Origin of the sequence: Methanobrevibacter sp., assembly GCF_045120835.1 — an archaeon.
Classification (GTDB): domain Archaea; phylum Methanobacteriota; class Methanobacteria; order Methanobacteriales; family Methanobacteriaceae; genus Methanocatella.
This window is the reverse complement of record NZ_JBGVFE010000059.1, coordinates 19959-38433: the sequence shown is the minus strand read 5'-3', so window position 1 is coordinate 38433 and position 18475 is coordinate 19959. Positions and strand designations below refer to the sequence as shown.

Annotated in this window: 13 protein-coding genes; 2 read left to right on the top strand and 11 right to left on the bottom strand. The window is 37.7% G+C overall.

The annotated features are described in order from the left end of the window. Positions 1–75: 75 nt before the first annotated feature. Positions 76–3309: an isoleucine--tRNA ligase gene (ileS, locus tag ACJMLO_RS05970; protein ID WP_405294897.1), complete on the bottom strand. Its 3234-nt coding sequence runs from the start codon at positions 3307–3309 to the stop codon at positions 76–78. A gap of 507 nt (positions 3310–3816) precedes the next feature. Between ileS and ACJMLO_RS05965 the strand changes: the two genes are divergently transcribed. After that, positions 3817–4482, top strand: a complete 666-nt coding sequence (locus ACJMLO_RS05965) for a DsbA family protein (RefSeq protein WP_405294895.1) — start codon at positions 3817–3819, stop codon at positions 4480–4482. A gap of 60 nt (positions 4483–4542) precedes the next feature. Then, entirely contained in the window at positions 4543–4869 is a 327-nt protein-coding gene (locus tag ACJMLO_RS05960; RefSeq protein WP_405294893.1) for a DUF192 domain-containing protein, read from the top strand. Here the strand turns inward: ACJMLO_RS05960 and ACJMLO_RS05955 are convergent. From ACJMLO_RS05955 to ACJMLO_RS05910, 10 genes are all read right to left on the bottom strand, one after another. Further along, positions 4855–5547 carry a dihydromethanopterin reductase (acceptor) gene (locus ACJMLO_RS05955; protein WP_405294891.1) on the bottom strand — a complete coding sequence of 231 codons (693 nt, stop codon included), beginning with the start codon at positions 5545–5547 and terminating at the stop codon, positions 4855–4857. The genes ACJMLO_RS05960 and ACJMLO_RS05955 overlap by 15 nt on opposite strands. Before the next feature lies 1 nt (position 5548). Beyond that, on the bottom strand, positions 5549–6820 hold the full coding sequence (gene glyA / locus ACJMLO_RS05950; RefSeq protein WP_405294889.1) for a serine hydroxymethyltransferase: 1272 nt from the start codon (positions 6818–6820) through the stop codon (positions 5549–5551). A 139-nt stretch (positions 6821–6959) separates the two neighbouring features. Further along, the gene (locus ACJMLO_RS05945) at positions 6960–8117 is read right to left on the bottom strand and encodes an MFS transporter (RefSeq protein ID WP_405294887.1); all 1158 of its coding nucleotides are present in this window, start codon (positions 8115–8117) and stop codon (positions 6960–6962) included. Between the two features lie 109 nt (positions 8118–8226). Continuing rightward, positions 8227–10212: a 4Fe-4S binding protein gene (locus tag ACJMLO_RS05940; protein ID WP_405294885.1), complete on the bottom strand. Its 1986-nt coding sequence runs from the start codon at positions 10210–10212 to the stop codon at positions 8227–8229. A 299-nt stretch (positions 10213–10511) separates the two neighbouring features. Further along, positions 10512–11417 (bottom strand): AEC family transporter, encoded by a 906-nt coding sequence (locus ACJMLO_RS05935; protein WP_405294883.1) that lies wholly within the window; start codon positions 11415–11417, stop codon positions 10512–10514. A 57-nt stretch (positions 11418–11474) separates the two neighbouring features. Beyond that, positions 11475–12410: a DNA repair and recombination protein RadA gene (gene radA, locus ACJMLO_RS05930; protein ID WP_405294881.1), complete on the bottom strand. Its 936-nt coding sequence runs from the start codon at positions 12408–12410 to the stop codon at positions 11475–11477. Positions 12411–12436: 26 nt separating this feature from the next. After that, positions 12437–15034, bottom strand: coding sequence for an OB-fold nucleic acid binding domain-containing protein (locus ACJMLO_RS05925; protein ID WP_405294879.1), 2598 nt, complete (start codon positions 15032–15034; stop codon positions 12437–12439). 156 nt (positions 15035–15190) lie between these two features. After that, a complete protein-coding gene (locus ACJMLO_RS05920) occupies positions 15191–16594 on the bottom strand; it encodes an undecaprenyl-phosphate glucose phosphotransferase (RefSeq protein ID WP_405294876.1) in 1404 nt (467 codons plus the stop codon). Between the two features lie 50 nt (positions 16595–16644). After that, positions 16645–17502 (bottom strand): glycosyltransferase family 2 protein, encoded by an 858-nt coding sequence (locus tag ACJMLO_RS05915; protein ID WP_405294874.1) that lies wholly within the window; start codon positions 17500–17502, stop codon positions 16645–16647. A gap of 12 nt (positions 17503–17514) precedes the next feature. Beyond that, the gene (locus ACJMLO_RS05910; RefSeq protein WP_405294872.1) at positions 17515–18474 is read right to left on the bottom strand and encodes a glycosyltransferase family 2 protein; all 960 of its coding nucleotides are present in this window, start codon (positions 18472–18474) and stop codon (positions 17515–17517) included. Position 18475 lies beyond the last annotated feature (1 nt).

Genomic DNA, 18475 nt, shown 5'->3' with positions numbered 1-18475 from the left:
AGTTCGTTCATTTCCCTTCCGAGGATTCCTTCAATATATTCAATTTCAGAGTCAGCTAAAGTCATGTCAAACACCCTAATTTTTAATTGATATAATTACTTTTTCTCCTTCAATGTCCCATTCTTTGGTATAATCTTTAGAATCTTTACTGCATTCTTCAGTATCGGTTATAATTAAGCTATTGGCTCTTACTTCGTGAGAAATGACTTCTGATTGTGGCACTATCAAGTCCTTAAACTCGGCTGATGTTTCAACATCGACATTGATGTTTGCTTCCACATCAAGGTCCAGGTCCTTTCTCATGTCCTGGATTCTTCTTATTAGCTCACGTGCCATAGCTTCCTGCCTGATTTCCAATGTGATATTCGTATTGACAAACACATTTCCGCCATCGAATTCTGATGATACAAAGTCATCTGGAAGTTCTGAATCAAACAATACTTCTTCGGCATTCAATTCGATTCCTTCAATGGTAACTGTACCATTTGCTTCCAAATCGGCTTTAATTTGATTGCCGTCGGCAGTCTTTAATCCTTTTACAACTTTACCCATGTCCCCCTTAAGTTTTGGACCGAGTATTTTAAGGTTAGGTTTTGCATTATATGAGAGTTTTTCAAATTCACTGGCACATAAAACCTCTTTAGTATTGGATTGATCTTTAATAATGTCAGTCAACTCTTCAATAGCTTTCAAAACATCTTCCTCTTCAGATACAACAGTGATATCGGATACCGGCCATCTCAATTTATACTGTGCCATGTCCCTTGCTCTGATTGATGCTTCAATTACTTCACGGGCCACATCCATTTTGGCTTCAAGCTCGCTGTCTATTGCATCCTCATCATATTCCCAATCAAGCATATGAATGCTTTCTGGAGCTTCAGGATTTACTCCTTTGACAAGGTTTTCATAGATTTCTTCTGATACGTGAGGAGCTATTGGACATAAAGCTTGGATTAATTTAATAAATGCTGTGTATAGACTGTAGTAAGCGCCCAATTTATCCGGATCATCGCTTTCAACCCATGTTCTTCCACGAATGAGCCTTACATACCAGCGGCTCAAGTCCTCAAGGATGAAATTATTTATCTTTCTGGTTGCCTTATGGAAGAATAAGTTATCCAAATCCTCTGCAACTTCTTTTATTAGGCTATTGGCTTTTGATATGATCCATCTGTCTTCTGAACGTAAAATCATATCATCTTCAGTCAGTCCAATCGGATTGAAGTTGTCAAGTGACATGTAGGTTGTTGAAAATACATAAACATTCCATAGGATGTTGAACATCTTGTTGATGTTTAAAAGCTCTTCCCATACGAATTTCAAGTCATCCCATGGCTTTGAAGCCCACAACAGGTAGAATCTTAAAACGTCCGCTCCGTATTTTTCGATGACCTCTTCCGGAGCCACAACATTGCCTAATGATTTTGACATCTTGTTTCCATGTTCATCCAAAACGAATCCGTGCATCAATACCTTTTGATATGGACTTTGACCCATGGCAATGACTCCTGTACCCAATTGTGAGTAGAACCATCCTCTGGTTTGGTCGTGCCCTTCGGTAATGAAGTCATACGGGAACCAGTCGGCGAATTTTTCCTTTTCTTCAGGATAGTAAAGTGATGCCCAACCGGCAACCCCTGAATCAATCCATACGTCCAAGACATCAGGAATTCTTCTGATGGTCTGGCCACATTTGTCACATTTTACTTCAACTTCATCGACATATGGCCTGTGGATAAGTTCTGAATCTGAAACATCAATATCTTTTAAGGATTCTTTCTTCAATTCATCTAAAGAACCGATAACCTTAAGTTCTCCACAGTCCGGACATTCCCAAATAGGTATTGGAATGCCCCAGTATCTTTGCCTTGAAATTGTCCAGTCACGGGCATTGTCCACCCAATCATGGAACCTTCCTTCACCGGCCCATTTAGGTATCCATTCAACCTTATCGATTTCATCCAGCATTTTCTGCTTGATTTCTGTTACCTTCAAGAACCATTGCTTGGTTGCACGATAAATGATAGGTGTTTTGCATCTCCAGCATACACCATATCTGTGCTCAATGGTTTCTGATCTGTACATCAGACCTTTGTCTTCCAAATCCCTAATGATTTGAGCGTTTTCATCTTTTGTAAATTTATCAGCGTATTTTCCTGCTTCCTGTGTGAAGCATCCGTCCTCTCCAACAGGACAGAATATTGGAATGTCATTGGCTTTACCCACTTCAAAATCGTCAGGACCGTGTCCCGGTGCGGTATGTACCAGTCCTGTACCTTCACCAAGCTCTACATGGTCTCCAGGCAAAACTTTGTGGACGGATTCAATCTCATCAAATTCACCATGTTTTGGAACTTCATCCATTAAGATGTAGTCATAGCCCATTCCAATGAGGTCTTCGCCTTTTACCGTTTTGATGATTTCATACATTACTTCTTTTTCTTCAATGACTTTATCTTCTTCGTCTTCACTTTCTGCAGGTATTTTTGTTCTGTGAATCTTAATCTGCTTGCCTAAAACGTCTTCCATCAGGTTTTCAGATAAGATATAAGTCTCGCCGTCCTTTAACACATAAACATAATCGAATTCGGGATTGACACAAATGGCCATGTTGGCCGGAAGTGTCCAAGGAGTAGTTGTCCAAACAAGGAAATAGGTATTGTCCTCACCCTTGACAGGGAACTTAATGTAAATGGATGGATCCTCTTTTTCTTCATATTCAATCTCTGCTGCAGCAAGTGCAGTTCCGCAATGAGGACACCAGCTAATTACCCTCTGGTCATTTAAAAGTAAGTCCTGTTCGTTTGCTCTTTTAAGCATCCACCATGAGGATTCCATATATTTTGGATCAAGTGTCATGTATGGGTCATCCCAATCCATCCAAACGCCCAGTTGATCGAATTCCTCTTCCATTGCAACCTTGTTCTCCAATGCAAATTCCCTGCATTTGTCAACAAACTTGTCAATTCCGATTTCCTCGATTTCCTGTTTGGATTGGATATTCATCAGATGCTCTACCTTATTTTCAATAGGCAATCCGTGCATGTCCCATCCTGCCTGCCTTCTTAAGCTGAATCCGTTCATGGATTTGTATCTGAGGTATGAATCTTTAATGATTTTATTCCATGCGGTTCCCAAGTGGATTTTTCCGCTGCAGTATGGTGGTCCATCTAAAAATGAATATCTAGGACCTTGTTCTCTAAGTTCATTTACTTTCTTGAAAGTTTCTTCCTGTTTCCAGAATTTTTGGACTTTCTTTTCTATTTTATCATGATCATATGATTTGTCTGCCTCTTGTATTGGCATTTTTTAACTCCTCGAATTGATAAATAAATATGTGTAAAAATAAAAATCTCAAAAGAGATTTAAAGCGATATTTAATGTTAAAACACATATGCAATATTAATTTATAATATATATGTTTTTGTTTAAGATAATAAATAAAGGTTATGGCAATTATTGAAAAACAATTAAAATAGTGCTGTTTTGAATTTGAATGATTAAAATCCATGATTTTAACTTTATATTGCAAGGATTCACCGAATTATTTAAGCATAGAGGTTAAATTATAAATTATAAGCTGCAAGAGCGAAAAATAAAAATTAAGGACGATATCGCTTTGATTGTGAGAAATTAGACTAAAAATGAAAAATTGTTATTGGCTAAAGGCATCACTAACTACATTAACGATAAAATACATACTATACATTATGAGTTTTCACAGAAAATACAATTCACTTTTCAAGGTAGTTGACAATTCAATAAAGCTTTACAAAATGCACAAAAAGAAAAAGCAGGAAGAAAAGAAGAAAAATGAGAATAATATATCTGATTGATTTCAACTGTCCCTATTCATACATCGGACTCAAGCGTCTCAAAAAGGCGGTTGAAAATCTCGGTTTGGATGTTGAATGGGAGATGAAATCCTTTGAACTAGAACCTCAGGCGGGAAAAAGGCCTGTCATGAGCACAACTGAGCGATATGTTGAGAAATATGGTCTGTCTCATGAGGATGCAGAAGCAAAAATTGCTGAAATTGAAAAGACCGCTTTTAACGACGGTTTGGAGATTAACTACCGTGACATGCTGCTTGTAAGCTCCAAGGATGCTTTAAGGCTTGCAAAATATGCGCAGAACATGCACCCCGAAATTGCATTGAAACTCGTGGAAGAGATATTTGAGGCAAATCTGGTGAGAAATGAAAACATTAAAAAGAATGACGTGCTAACTGGAATTGCCGTTTCCTGCGGGATAGATGAAAGCGATGCAAAAAAGATCATTGAAAACAACTACTACAATATAGAAGCCTATTTGGACCAGGAAGATGCGCTGTCCAATGGAATCACTGCCACACCATATTTTATTCTGGAATTGAATGAATCAAGACTGAACATTCCCGGAGTGTTTTCATCTGAAGAGTTTGAAACTGCACTTAAGGACTTTGAAAGCGGAGATATTGAAGATAAAACTTTTTTATAACTAAATATTGATTTTAACTTGTTAAAAACTTATATACTTTGAAATAAGAAACATTATTTCATGATTTTAAATAAGACAACCAATGAACAGGTCAACGTCAAAATTGTACTGGCAGATACGTTTTTCAAGCGCTTTAAGGGATTGATGTTTAAAAAAGATTTCAATGAATGTATGCTATTCTCTAACCTAAACGACTCGTCAATACATAGCCTATTCATGAGATTCACAATTGACGTGTATTTTATAGATGAAAACATGATTATTTATGATAATGTTACATTAAAACCCTGGAAATTCTATAAACCGAAAAAACATGCAAAATATATATTGGAAACCAAAAAAAATAAGTTAAAATTAGAAATAGGAGATAAATTAGATTTTCTCTAAAATATCATCCGGGGTTTCAAAAATCTTGATATCATCAATGCTTTCCAGCTTGCGGGTGTTTTCGATATCAATGTCTCTCATATAGATTGTAATGATTTTACCTTCGGAAATTGCATCATACGGACAGGTGTTTCTGCACAGACCACAGCCGATGCATTTTGTCAGGTCAATTTCTGAGTGGGGAATGATGGCTCCCTGCTCACATGAAAGAGCCGCAACGCAATCATCACAGTCCTGACATTTTGACAGTTCCATTTTTGATGGCAATACAGTATCGATTGGACCGGGATGAATGTCAACAGGCACCATATAAACCGGAACGGCACCCTTTCCAGCCTGTGCAACTGCATTTGTAACAAGAGTATCGGCTATGCCATAGACTATTTTTGAAACCGTGTTTGCTGTAGCTGGAGAAACGATTAATAGGTCGTATTTGCCCAAAGACAGACGACCAGTAATTGGATATGAAAATTTTTGGTTTGAATCAGTAGCCAGTTCACGATATTTTCCGCCAGTAATGTTGACCACGCTTTCATAAAGCCCATACATCTTGAGGACTTCTTCAGCGGCACCTGACAGAAATACTGTGACTTCATGGCTTTTTGACAGCTCAACAGCCAGCTTGACTGATTCTCTAAGTAAATGACCGGCTCCGGTAAATGCAAAGGCAATTCTCATTTTAATCTAATCTGTGATATTGGTAAGCTTCTCTGTCGGAGAAAGCATAATCAAGTACTGTGTATTGATTCATGAATTCTGCAACTTCATCTGCAATGTCTTCCTTATCGACCGCTACACGTTTGATGAATTCAGCAACTTCATCCATTTCTTTTTCTTTTAGACCTCTTCTGGTGATTTCCTGGGTACCTATTCTGATACCTGAAGGATCATCTGAGTTGTCACGGTTGTCTCCAGGAAGGAGGTTCTTGTTGAGAATTACATTATTGTCAGCAAGTTCTTTAGCAATGTCTGATGCGGAGCGGATGTTTCTTAAATCCACTGCAATCTGGTGAGATTCAGTAAATCCTTGGTCTTCACATAAAACATCAAATCCTCTCTCATACATAGCCTGACCTAAGGCCTGTGCATTCTTGATGATCTGTTTAGCATAGGCTTCCCCGAACTCAAGCATTTCAGCGGTTGCAATGCCCAAACCTAATAAATGGTGCAGGTGGTGATTACTTACGACACCAGGAAATACCGCTTCATCAATCAGTTCTTCATTTTCCTTGTGTGAGAGAATGATTCCTCCCTGTGGGCCAGGGAATGTCTTGTGGGTACTTCCCATCATTACGTCAGCTCCCTCTTTTAAAGGTTGCTGGAACTGTCCACCGGCAATCAATCCTAGTACGTGAGCTCCATCATACATCACTGTAGCTCCAACTTCATCAGCAGCTTCGCGAGCCTCTTTTACAGGATGCGGGAACAGGAATAGACTTCCACCGAATAAGATAATCTGTGGCTTTTCCTCTAAAATCTTCTTGTTCATCGCATCAATGTCAATGTTCATGATGTCCTTATCCAACGGATGGAATACGGTTTTAAGTCCACGGATACCTGCTGCACTAACATCGGCATGAGAAATGTGTCCTCCGGAAGGCACTTCAAGTGCCATTACCTTTTCACCAGGTTTTGCAAATCCAAAGAATGCTGCAAGGTTTGCTGTTACGCCTGATACTGGCTGAACGTTAGCGTAATCACAGTCGTATACTTCACATGAAAGCTTTTTGGTCTTGTCTTCAATCAGATCCACGTATTGGCATCCTTCATAAAACCTTTCAAATGCCTGACCTTCAGCGTATCTGTGTGCAAAATCGGTTGCAAGTGCTTCTGTTACCTCTACACTGGTAACGTTTTCAGAAGCGATTAGATTGATACTGTTTCTCATATATTCAGTATGTTCTTTTGCTATTTTTTCAAAGTTTAAAATTTCATCATGATAATTAGCCATTTACTACACCTAATATCCAATTATATATTTATGATTTAATTTTTGTTTATCATGTAATATAATGGTTTTGACAAAACATGGATATAGAGCAATTGAAAAATTTAATTACAAAATCAAAAAAAGACAATGGTAATGTCAGCTAACTGTATTTCAAATCGATTTTTAAAACAAAAATAACATAATAGAGCAAAACAAATGCCAAAAGCAAAAATACAACACCGAAAACAAATATGAACATTACACCCAAACCATCGACAATGAATCCTCCGATTGCAATCCCTATTGCTATTCCACCATTCAAAATGCTTAAAAATACACCGTTTGCAAGTTCAGGACTTTTTGGCAACAGTGATGTTTCAATATACTGAATCAGGTTATAGCCCATACCATCCAAGATGCCAAAGACCAGAATCAGAACCAATACGGGAACTAGAAAATCTGCTGCAAAATACAAAAGTGCAAATACACAAGCACAGACCAGCTGAAAGACAATTAATGTAGCTTTATCCCTTTTGACAATCAGTTTTCCGCCCAACCATGTTCCACCTATTGAAAAAATACCATAAATGAAGAGGAATATGCTTAATCTGTAAGTGTAGATGTGGCTTACGGTCTGCAGAAAGTATGGCAGGTAATTGTATACAATGCTTGCACCAATAGGCATCATAACTATTCCAATCGAGGATATTATGAATTCCCTTGATTTAAGGCTGGACAGCGGCAGTTCATAGCCTTTTGACTGGCCGGAAATCTGTGGAAAGAACATTAAAATTAAAATCAGACATACGAAATTGATCAGGAAAATCCATGACATTGCCGCCCGATAGCCGAATACTGTTCCAAGGCCTGTTGTTATCGGCAGCCCCACGATGCTTCCGACTGAAATTCCAAGCAGAATTCTTGTTATGTAGTCCTGCTTTTCGCCTTCAGGAGCAATCTGCTCACATACTGTCAGCGCAAGTGATATGAATGCCGGATAGAATAGGGCGGATAGAATTCTGAAAAATGATGCTACGGCAATGCTTTTTGTGAATACAATCACTATGTTTGATATTGCAAATACGCCTAAGATGAAAACAAATGTTTTCCTGCGCTCGTATTTTGAAAATATTACAGGGACAAATAACCCCGCAACTGCAATGGTAAAAGTAAATGAGCTCACATATAATCCTGAAACGGCAATTGAAGTGTTGAAGTATTGAGAAATCTGGCTAATCATTCCTATTATGCTTAATGGAGTATTTATTGCAAGCGATGAAATCATCAATATGTATAACAGGAGCTTTGGATTTTTCATATTATCATTAATAACAGGCGTTATCAATATCTTTGAAAAAAAATCTATAAAAATATTTGGAAATTGCAAAAAAAAGAAAAAAAAGAAATAGAGAAATTAATCTCTAAATCTATTTACCTAAGTCTTCAAGAGCAGCACTGATTTGTGCCATAATTTGCTCGGTTTTGAAGTGTTGTTGGTTCATAGCACCAGATGGACAAGCACCTACACAGGTTCCACATCCTTTACATAATGCGGAGTTGATTTGTGCAAATTCTTTTCCACCTACACCAGTTGCGATTGAAATAGCGTCGAATGGACATAATTCAACACATACTTGGCAAGCACCACAAATTGTTTCATCGTTGGATGCAATAATAGGTTCGATTTCTACTTCTCCTTTAGCCATTGGGATTGCTGCTCTGGAAGCTGCAGCTGAACCTTGTGCTACGGAGTCAGGAATATCTTTAGGACCTTGTGCTACACCAGCAATGTAAACACCGTCAGTTAAGGTGTCAACAGGTCTGAGTTTTGGGTGTGCTTCCATGTAGAATCCGTCTGCAGATCTGGAAAGACCTAAGGTTTGTCTGAGCTCGTCGGATCCTGCGGAGTGTTCAAGACCTACACTTAATACTACTAAGTCGTAAGTGTATTCAGTTACTTTACCGAGTAAAGTGTCTTCTGCTCTGATAGTTAAGGTTAAATCATCGTTTTCGAAGATTTGTGCAGGTTTACCTCTGATAAATTCAATACCGTATTTTTCTTGAGATGTTTTGTAGAACTCTTCGTATCCTTTACCGAATGAACGGATATCCATGTAGTAACAGGTTACTTCGGTGTCAGGTTCGTGGTCAATACATAATTGAGCGTTTTTCATGGAGTACATACAACATACTCTGGAACAGTATGGTTTACCGATTTGTTCATCTCTTGAACCTACACAGTGGATGAATGCTACACGTTTAGGTTCGATACCGTCGGAAGGTTTGATTACGTGTCCACCTGTAGGACCTGATGCGTTAAACATCCTTTCAATTTCCATAGCGGTAATTACGTTTGAGAAACGACCGTATCCATATTGGTAAATACCTGATGGGTCGAATGGGTCGTAACCGATTGCAGCTACAATAGTACCAACTTCTAATTCAATTTCTTCAGCTTCTTGATTGTGGTTGATAGCGTCCGGTCCACATGCTTGTACACATAAGTTACATTCGATACAGTAGTCTTTATCGATAGTTGCACATAATGGTACAGCTTGAGGGAATGGGATGAATGCAGCTTTTACCATACCTACTCCTTCGTCGTAGTAGTTAGGTATTTCGATAGGACAAGCTTCTTGACAGGATCCACATCCGGTACATAAAGCTTCATCGACATATCTTGGTTTTTTCTCTACTTTTACTTTGAAGTTTCCAATGTATCCGTCTACTTCGGTAACTTCTGCGTAGGAAATCAATTCGATGTTTTCGTGTTTGAAAGCGTCTACCATCTTAGGTGCTAAAATACACATTGAACAGTCGAGAGTTGGGAATGTTTTATCTAATTGTCCCATACGTCCACCGATGGTTGGGTTTCTTTCTACCATGTAGGTTTTGAAGCCCATGTCACCTAAGTCTAATGCGGTTTGGATACCTGCTACTCCACCACCGATAACAAGAGCTTTGTTATCTACTGCTACTTTGGTAGCTTCTAATGGTTCGAGTAATCTAGCTTTAGCAACAGCCATACGTGTTAAATCTTTAGCTTTTGAAGTTGCTTCTTCAGGTAAATCCATGTGTACCCAGGAGTCTTGTTCCCTTAAGTTAGCAAACTCAAATAAGAATTTGTTTAATCCAGCTTCTTCTACACATCTACGGAATGTAGGTTCGTGAAGACGAGGAGAACATGCTGCTACAACAATTCTGTTTAAGTTTTTCTCTTTGATGTCTTCTTGAATCATTGCTTGACCTGGGTCGGAACACATATATTTGTAGTCAGTAGCATAGACAACGTTAGGTAATGTCTTTGCATACTCTGCGACTTCAGGACAGTCAACGACTCCACCAATGTTTACACCACAGTGACAGACGTAAACACCTATCCTTAATTCTTCATTATTATCTCTTTCTGCCATATTAATTCACCTTGTACAAGTCGTGAAAAATATCTAATATACATAAAAAATTGCAATTTAAAAAATAGTTGTAAAAATTTTTACATAGTATTAGATATACTAATGTAGTAAATACACATATATAAAGCTGTCTATAAAAATCTTGGAGTAAAGCTTATATATGAGAAACAAAAATCTCTTTATAAATAGCTTTAAATTTCAAACAAACGTTTAATTTAAACTATCAGACAAAATAAAGACAAACGTCAATTTTTTGAATAAATGAAAAATTTAGGTTAAGATAAATTATTAATTTTTTCCTAAATTATCATAATGATTATCGGAAGTGTAATCAAAGAGATTACAGTGTTGATCAATATGCAGTCCGAAGTCAGTTCATAGTCGAGTTTATATGTTATCGCAAGCAAGAGAGACATCATGCCTGAAGGCATTGCGGCCTCAACAATGGAAATCTTGTACTGAAGGTCAACTAAACCGATTTGAGAAGCGATTATGAATGCTACCAATGGGAAAAACGCCAGTTTCATAATCGAAGTGAAAACTATCATGGATTTGCTTCTTTTGATTGCTGAAAAGTCAATCGACAATCCCAATGCAATCATGATTATGGGAATTGCGCCCTGACCCAAATAGTTAACCGTATTGTCGATTACCGGCCCTATTGGAATGTTCAATATATTAAATATCAGCCCTAAAACCACCGCCCATAGCGGTGGGAATAACGCTATCTTTTTAACGGCAGTCCTTGCGGTTCCGCCGAATTTCATGATTAAAACAAATGACAATATCAAAAATATACAGGATGTGGCAATGTCACAGAAGATAGCCCTTAAAAAACCTTCCTGGCCAAAAATACCTAATGTAACGGGATATCCCATAAAACCTGTATTGGCAATCATTACAGTCACCAATACGCTCCATAGGGTGACGTCGTCCAAATTCAATTGCCTTAAGATGAAATACGAAATGATTCCCGTTGCAAGTGAAGAGCCCAAAATGACGAAAGGCAATACTCCCAGTTTGGAAAGCAAAGACAGGTCAGCTGAAAAGAGGGCATGAAATATCATGCAAGGCAGCAGAATATACATTACTATCTTGTTGAATGGATCGATATCCTTTTCGCTTAGAAAATCGATTCTTTTAAGGAAATATCCAAGACCAATCATTATGATGATTGACAAAATAGTAACTTCAATCTGATTCATGTAATAAGATTAGTTAAAAAAAGTATAAAAAAGTTAAGAAAAAAAGAAAAGTTAAAATTAGCTAACGATACCTTCGCTAGTAATTTTAAATACACATTCGCCTTCAGGCAAATGAGGTGAATCCACAAGACGTGCGATTCTCTTTCCGGCCAGCCCTTTTTTAAGCCAGATTCTGTAAGTGGATGCGTGACCTAAAACGTGTCCACCGATAGCTTTGGTAGGACTTCCGAAGAAGGAATCAGGTTTGGCCTGAACTTGGTTGGTTAAAAATACTGCAACATTGTAAGTGTTTGCGATTTGCTGAAGAGAATGTAAATGTTGGTTTAGCTTTTGCTGTCTTACAGCCAGAGACTCCCTTCCAACATATTCCGCTCTGAAGTGAGCCATCAATGAATCAACAATGACCAATCTGACATTGGCTCCACTTTGAATGAGTTCATTTATTTTATCAACCATTAATATTTGATGAGCGGAGTTGAATGCACGTGCAACATGAATTCTGCTTAATACCTCTTCAGTATCCAATTCGAATCCTTCTGCAATTTGCCTTACCCTTTCCGGACGGAAAGTGTTTTCGGTATCTACAAATACACATTCGCCATCAAGTCCTCCAAGTTCTTCCGGCAATTGAACTGTAACAGCAAGTTCATGGGAAATTTGACTTTTACCTGATCCGAACTCACCAAACACTTCGGTGATGGATTGGGTTTCAATTCCTCCGCCGATTAAATCGTTGAATTCCTGACTTCCGACAGTAATGTGTCCTACATCTTTTCTTCTTTCATCAACTTCCAATGCTGTTTCAAAAGTAATGTTTTCGGCTCTACGAGCGGCTTCAATAACTTTTTCTGCAACACCTTCACCAATTTCGGCTTTAACTGATAATTCCTTAGGAGTAGCAGTAGCTAATCTCATCATATCAGCAAAACCTGCATCTTTTAATTTTTCTGCTGTTTTTTCTCCAACACCTGGTAAATCATTCAAATCGACCATAATAATCATTCCTTTAATCTATTTTTTTAAAAGTATTTTTTCAAAAGCTTTTTAGGATTTAACCTATTTGTTTCATTGTATTCATCAAAGTTAACGTTAGCAATTATTTCAATAGTAAGACCAACTAAATCTTCTAATTTGTCTTCAATTCCATATCCATCATCCATAAGAGAGATAATTTTCTCTTTTTCCATTCCTATAAGCTCTTCAGCTAAATTATCAAAGAAAGTGGCTTGAATATCACCGGTTTCATCTTCGATTGTTGTAGGAATCATGAGAGTGTACCTTGGTTCATCAAATGTATGACCGCAATTGTCACAGATGTATTCATCCTCACTCTCTTCAACGCTTGCACTGCAGTTAGGACATTTTACAAGAATATTTCTTGTAGTATTGACCTCTTTGATTTGAGCTGTGATGTGAACATTGGTATCATCTTCCAATAGGGATTCGATGGTTTTTGGAGCAAATATCATTTCCATCAATTCATCCAATGAAGGCAATTTTTCTAATTCAGTTTCATTTGGCTCTAAAAGTGCAGTAGCACCAGAAACATTAGCTTCTACACGATTTGTCCTGTCATTATATCTGAAACGAGGGTTCTGTACTTTAATTGCCTGACCCAATTCGAATTCTTTTTTGGCATCGTCATTCCATAAAACAACAATGACAGAACCGGTACTGTCAGCAATTTCTATATTTCTAACAAGCCCTTCACCATCATCCCTTTCAAATGTTCGTGGCTCAAATGTTTCAATTACCCTACCGATGATGATTTTGTCCTCTTCATCTTCTTCAACCTCATCAATAGTAATGTAATCATAGAGAGCTTTTTCCAGGGTAGCGAGTTCAGGTATAAACATTGAAGATGTTTCCTCTTCAGTTAATCTGATAATTCTTGATCCTCCACCAATGTTTAAATCGACATTGTACATTCCAAGTCTGGTTCTTGCGTTTTCAATTCTATATGCTTCACCGACTTCATAATCCCCTTTGGCTTTTTCATTCCATAATGATAATCTTACCTTACCGGATTCATCGGCAAACATTGCAGAGCGGACATAACCTGTCTCATCATTGTCTCTGTCAAATTCCCTTATGTCATCTAGAGATAAGATTCTTCCAACGATATCGATTTCAATACCGTCTTCATCCATAAGCTCAACCTCACCGATAGGAGTAGGGCGCAATTCATTTCTCAATTCATTCAATTCGTCATACTGTTCCATTGGCAGGTTTTGAGGATTGAGGGTAATCTGAGTATTGAAATTGGTATTCATTGAATACTGGCTTCTGGTGTATTCATCAAAGCGTACGTCTCCACCAATGATTTTAATAATGTCCCCTTTGTTAATAGGCAGTGATGTATCATCACCCCAAACGGTTACTCTAATGTCTCCAGTAGTGTCCCTTACATCAAAATTCCTTAATTTTCCTTCAGTATTATCTGTTTTTCTTGTGAATAACTTGATATCCTGAAGTCTGGAAACGATACCTATAATGGAAACGTCCCTTTTTTCGCTTACATCAGCTATTGGGGTGAACTCCTGAACGATTTCGGGAACGTCATAATCCCCCTTGATTATTCTACCGTCCCAATGGGTTAATGTAATTTCATCTTCGCCGTCCCTGTTCGGTCTTAGACGTGCCTGTGCCTGAAGTATCTTAACGGTATCGCCGTCTTCAAGGCCCAAATCATTAATTAATTCTGTATTTTTATTCCATAATGTGTAAGAGATTTGTCCTGAATCATCCTGTAATTCAAGAGATGCAACTTTTCCTTCTTTTCCATTTTTCTCATAGCTTCTTATAGTTGGAATTCTAATGATTCTGGCAATGATGTTGACTTTACTTTCTCCCTGAATATCTGCAATCTTTGTAATTTCCTCTTCATAGGCAGGGAATTTACTTGGATCCTCTTCAATGTGAATCACACTTGACCTTGGCCTTAAATTGGCTTCGAGACCTGTGTATCCCTCTTTGATATCGACATTTTTAATTTGAACAATGTCCCCTTCGCTGACATTTTTCAGCAACTTAATATTTTGAGTCCAGAAAACAGCCCTTATAGTGCCTGTGTTGTCTTTCAGCTCGACATTGCAGACTTCACCGCTTTGACCTTTGCGTGTCTTGAATGATCTTGGATTTGAAATTGACACTACTCTACCTTCAACGGTCGCATCCCTACTGCCCGCTTCAAGCTTGTCAATTGTATCTACAGCGAATTCAGGTTTTTCGGAAACGACTTCAGGCTCTTCAGTGACAAGTTCACCAACAACCATGTCAGCCAAACTAACGTCGGTCATGAATGGATTTTCAATTTCCTGCTGTCTAAATTTTTCAATTCTTGCGAAGAATTCCTCTTCGGAAATCTGATCTTTTACCTTATCATATCTTTCCTGTAAATCTTCTGTCATTTCAGATGAAGATTCTTCCTCATTATTTTCAAAAATGGAAGTGTCGACTCCATTATGATTTTGAACTACCAATTGTGCAGCACTAAAATCATCTATAAAATCAACATCGTCATTGCTTGACTTCATTTTTTCGATTTCTTCTAGGAACTCTTCTTTTGAAAGTTTATCTTGAACTTTTTCGTATTCTTCTAAAATTTTTTCTTGCATACCAAACCCCTCATAGAAAAGTTAATTATAATTTTATATTGATAGTGTATATAAAGTTAGAGAGAGAGCATTTGAGAAGTAATCTCAATAACAATATTATTAAAAAATTTATTTAAATATTGCCAAAGTGTGCACATGTGACGAGGTGCAGAAATGCTAATATGCATTGGGATTTTTCTTCAATGCGGTTTTAATCATGATGGCCAGGTCCAATCCCATGTGCCAGTTTTCCACGTACTCAATATCATATTCTATACGTTTGTTGATTGAAGTGTCACCACGGCATCCATGAATTTGAGCCCATCCGGTCAAGCCCGGTTTTACTTGGTGTTTTACCATGTATTTTGGAATTGTTTCCTTAAACTGTTTTACAAAGTAAGGCCTTTCGGGTCTTGGGCCAACTACGCTCATGTCACCTTTCAGGACATTGAAAAATTGCGGCAATTCATCAATGCTGGTCTTTCTGATAAAATCTCCAACCCTGGTTTTTCTTGGATCATCCGGAGTGGTCCATTCTGATTTCTCTTCATTGGGATCCTGCACTTTCATACTGCGGAACTTGTACATCATGAAAGTCTTACCGTTGTAACCCATTCTTTCCTGTTTAAAGATGATAGGGCCAGGAGATGTCAACTTAATGGCAATAGCCGTTAGAATCATTATAGGTGATGTTATGACAATGGCTATTATTGATATCACATAATCGGACATGAATTTTAAAAACTTGTTAAAGTTATCATCAAGGGGAACGTAACGGATGTTTATGATTGGAATGTCTTCAATCATGTCAATTGACGGTTGTGCCGGGAAATATCTGATATAATCCGGAATGATTTCCGCCTTAATCCCCACTCTTTCACAGCTCTCCACTAGTTCATTGATTTTATAATAATACTTTAAAGGAATAGCCAAAACAACTCTGTCATACCTATTTTTTTCAAGAATGGAATCCAAATCCTTAAATGAGCCTATTACCCTAGTTCCTTCAATTTCCCTGCCGACATGTTCTGATCTTCCTATAAATCCGCTAACTACAAAACCCAGATATGGATTGCCGTGAATCCTGCGTGCAAAGGTGAATGCCAGATCATTATCCCCAACGATTAGGATATGCTTCAGATTCTTATTGTTTACTCTTAAATTCTTTAGGATGCTTCTGATAATGAATCTTTCAATTATTCCAAAGAATGTAGCTATTAGCGCAAGTAAAAACAGCATTATCCTTGAGTAATTTGGCTGATTGATAATGAAAAGAATGGCAACCAGTATGAGAAATGCAAGAATGTTCACTTTTATAATCTGAGTGGCTTCCGAGAAAATGTTTTTATAGGTTCTGCGCGGCTTATACAAACCGAATGCAAAGTATAAAATCAGATAAACCGGAATAACGGCAAGAACTAAAAACAGAAGGTAGCTGGTAAAGCCCAAATGACCTCCGATAGGTCCGAATAAAGTGGTTTTAAACCTTAACCAAATAGAACATATCAGTGATACCACAATGACCAAAACGTCGATTAGTACCAACAGTATATTTAATGCCCTTTGATTTTCCTTTATCATAATAACTACCTGAAAAACTATTTATTATATTTTTATAGTTAATATATTAATTAATTTTTCTTTTTAAAGATATTTAAAAATAGCTTTAAACAGCACAAAAGAGCAATTCCAAAATATACAATCAAATTAACGAGGAAAAATGATTCGTGAGCATTATGTTTTTTATAATAAATATACATTGCACGGTAAAATTCATATATCAACTTGGATTTCTGTTTTTTGCTGCTTGCACCCTTGAGGTGGGTAATTTTTGACCTTCCATAGTATATTATCTTCCAGCCTGCCTTTTTAATGCGATAGCAGAGGTCAATGTCCTCGCCGTACATGAAGAATGTCTCGTCTAGAAGACCCGCCTCATCAAGAGCGGACTTTCGCATGAACATGAATGCTCCGGTCAGACAGTCGATTTCATAGACTTCATCATCCGGCAAATTAGTTAAGTTATAGTTGTCGTCCTTGCTGTTTGTCGGAATATGGAACAATCTTATAAATGAGTTTTTGACGTTTGGAAAAGACCTTTTGCATGCCTTGTCAAGCTCTCCGTTTTCAAGCAGAACCCTGCAGCCGCATGCACCGACATCCGTGTTCTTTTCCATGTAACCGTAAATGTCTTCAAGGGTATTTTCCCATACGATTGTATCTGAGTTTAAAAGGAGCTGATATTTGCCTGTGGCCTGCCTTAAAGCCAGGTTGTTTCCTGCCGCAAACCCTCTGTTTTCAGCTGATGCAATGAATTTCACCTTGCTTCCAAAATAATCCTGAAGCCTGGCCAAACTGTCATCTCCTGAAGCATTGTCCACTACAAGAATCTCCAAAGAGAATGGATAGTCGTAATCCAGGATGGAATTGATGGTGTTTTTTGTCAGCTCAAATGTTCGATAATTTACGATTACAACAGAAAGGTCCATTAAACTCACCGGCTATCTTTTCAAATATTTAAAGGTATTAATTATTAATCTGTATTCAATTTTAAAATAGTTTTTTATATTGGCGGATTTGAATTTGACCTTTTCGATTTTGCTTCTTGTTGATAACCCTTCACGAATGCCTGAAAGATAAACGGGGCCGAATCCCTTCCTGACAAAAAACAGATACTTAATCAGAAATCCCAAAAACAAGAATATGAAATTTAAAATCTTCAATGGAATCGGCAGATTTTTATAGACCACCCAAACATTGTTTCGGGCCGCAAGACGAACCTTAAATTCGTTGTATCTGCTTCCGGATGTTGCACTTCCAATGTGATAGACAATTGCATCCGGACAGAGGAAATTTTTATAGCCGCTGATTCTTGACCTGATTGCAAGGTCGACATCTTCCATATATGCAAAAAAATTGTCGTCAAACATTCCGATTTCATTTAAAAGTGATTTCTTATACATTGCAGCCCCCGCACATGCTGAAAATATATCACAAACTTCACTGTATTCTCCGGTGCTGTGGTTTTCCCCTGTCTTTTTGGTCCATGCAAGGAGATTGTACTCATCGCCGACATCATCGATCAATTCCTTATCGTTGTACTGAAGCATTTTGGCCTGAACGGAAAAAATATTATCGTCCGATGACAATAAATCAACCAAAGCTTTGATTGAACCTTTCTTTACCTCAGTATCATTGTTTAGTGAAAATATATATTCATGCTGAGCTTCCCGAATCCCCTGATTGACGGCAGGTGCAAAACCCATATTTTCCGCATTTTCAATCATTTTAACAGGAAAATTGAATGAATTGCTTTTGATATATTCCCTGCTCCCGTCAGTTGATCCATTATCAACTATGATTACTTCACCAATCACTTCAGAATCATCGTTCAATGATTCAAAAAAAGTTTTCAGGAATCTTTCTCCGTTATAGTTTGGGGTTACCACAGAAACTTTCATA

Excerpts from the sequence above, each read along its gene's own strand:
- radA (WP_405294881.1), bottom strand. The coding sequence starts at position 12,410 with ATGGTCGATTTGAATGATTTACCAGGTGTTGGAGAAAAAACAGCAGAA.
- ACJMLO_RS05910 (WP_405294872.1), bottom strand. The coding sequence starts at position 18,474 with ATGAAAGTTTCTGTGGTAACCCCAAACTATAACGGAGAAAGATTCCTG.
- ACJMLO_RS05915 (WP_405294874.1), bottom strand. The coding sequence starts at position 17,502 with ATGGACCTTTCTGTTGTAATCGTAAATTATCGAACATTTGAGCTGACA.
- ACJMLO_RS05940 (WP_405294885.1), bottom strand. The coding sequence starts at position 10,212 with ATGGCAGAAAGAGATAATAATGAAGAATTAAGGATAGGTGTTTACGTC.
- ACJMLO_RS05925 (WP_405294879.1), bottom strand. The coding sequence starts at position 15,034 with ATGCAAGAAAAAATTTTAGAAGAATACGAAAAAGTTCAAGATAAACTT.
- ACJMLO_RS05945 (WP_405294887.1), bottom strand. The coding sequence starts at position 8,117 with ATGAAAAATCCAAAGCTCCTGTTATACATATTGATGATTTCATCGCTT.
- glyA (WP_405294889.1), bottom strand. The coding sequence starts at position 6,820 with ATGGCTAATTATCATGATGAAATTTTAAACTTTGAAAAAATAGCAAAA.
- ACJMLO_RS05935 (WP_405294883.1), bottom strand. The coding sequence starts at position 11,417 with ATGAATCAGATTGAAGTTACTATTTTGTCAATCATCATAATGATTGGT.
- ACJMLO_RS05960 (WP_405294893.1), top strand. The coding sequence starts at position 4,543 with ATGATTTTAAATAAGACAACCAATGAACAGGTCAACGTCAAAATTGTA.
- ileS (WP_405294897.1), bottom strand. The coding sequence starts at position 3,309 with ATGCCAATACAAGAGGCAGACAAATCATATGATCATGATAAAATAGAA.
- ACJMLO_RS05920 (WP_405294876.1), bottom strand. The coding sequence starts at position 16,594 with ATGATAAAGGAAAATCAAAGGGCATTAAATATACTGTTGGTACTAATC.
- ACJMLO_RS05955 (WP_405294891.1), bottom strand. The coding sequence starts at position 5,547 with ATGAGAATTGCCTTTGCATTTACCGGAGCCGGTCATTTACTTAGAGAA.
- ACJMLO_RS05965 (WP_405294895.1), top strand. The coding sequence starts at position 3,817 with ATGAGAATAATATATCTGATTGATTTCAACTGTCCCTATTCATACATC.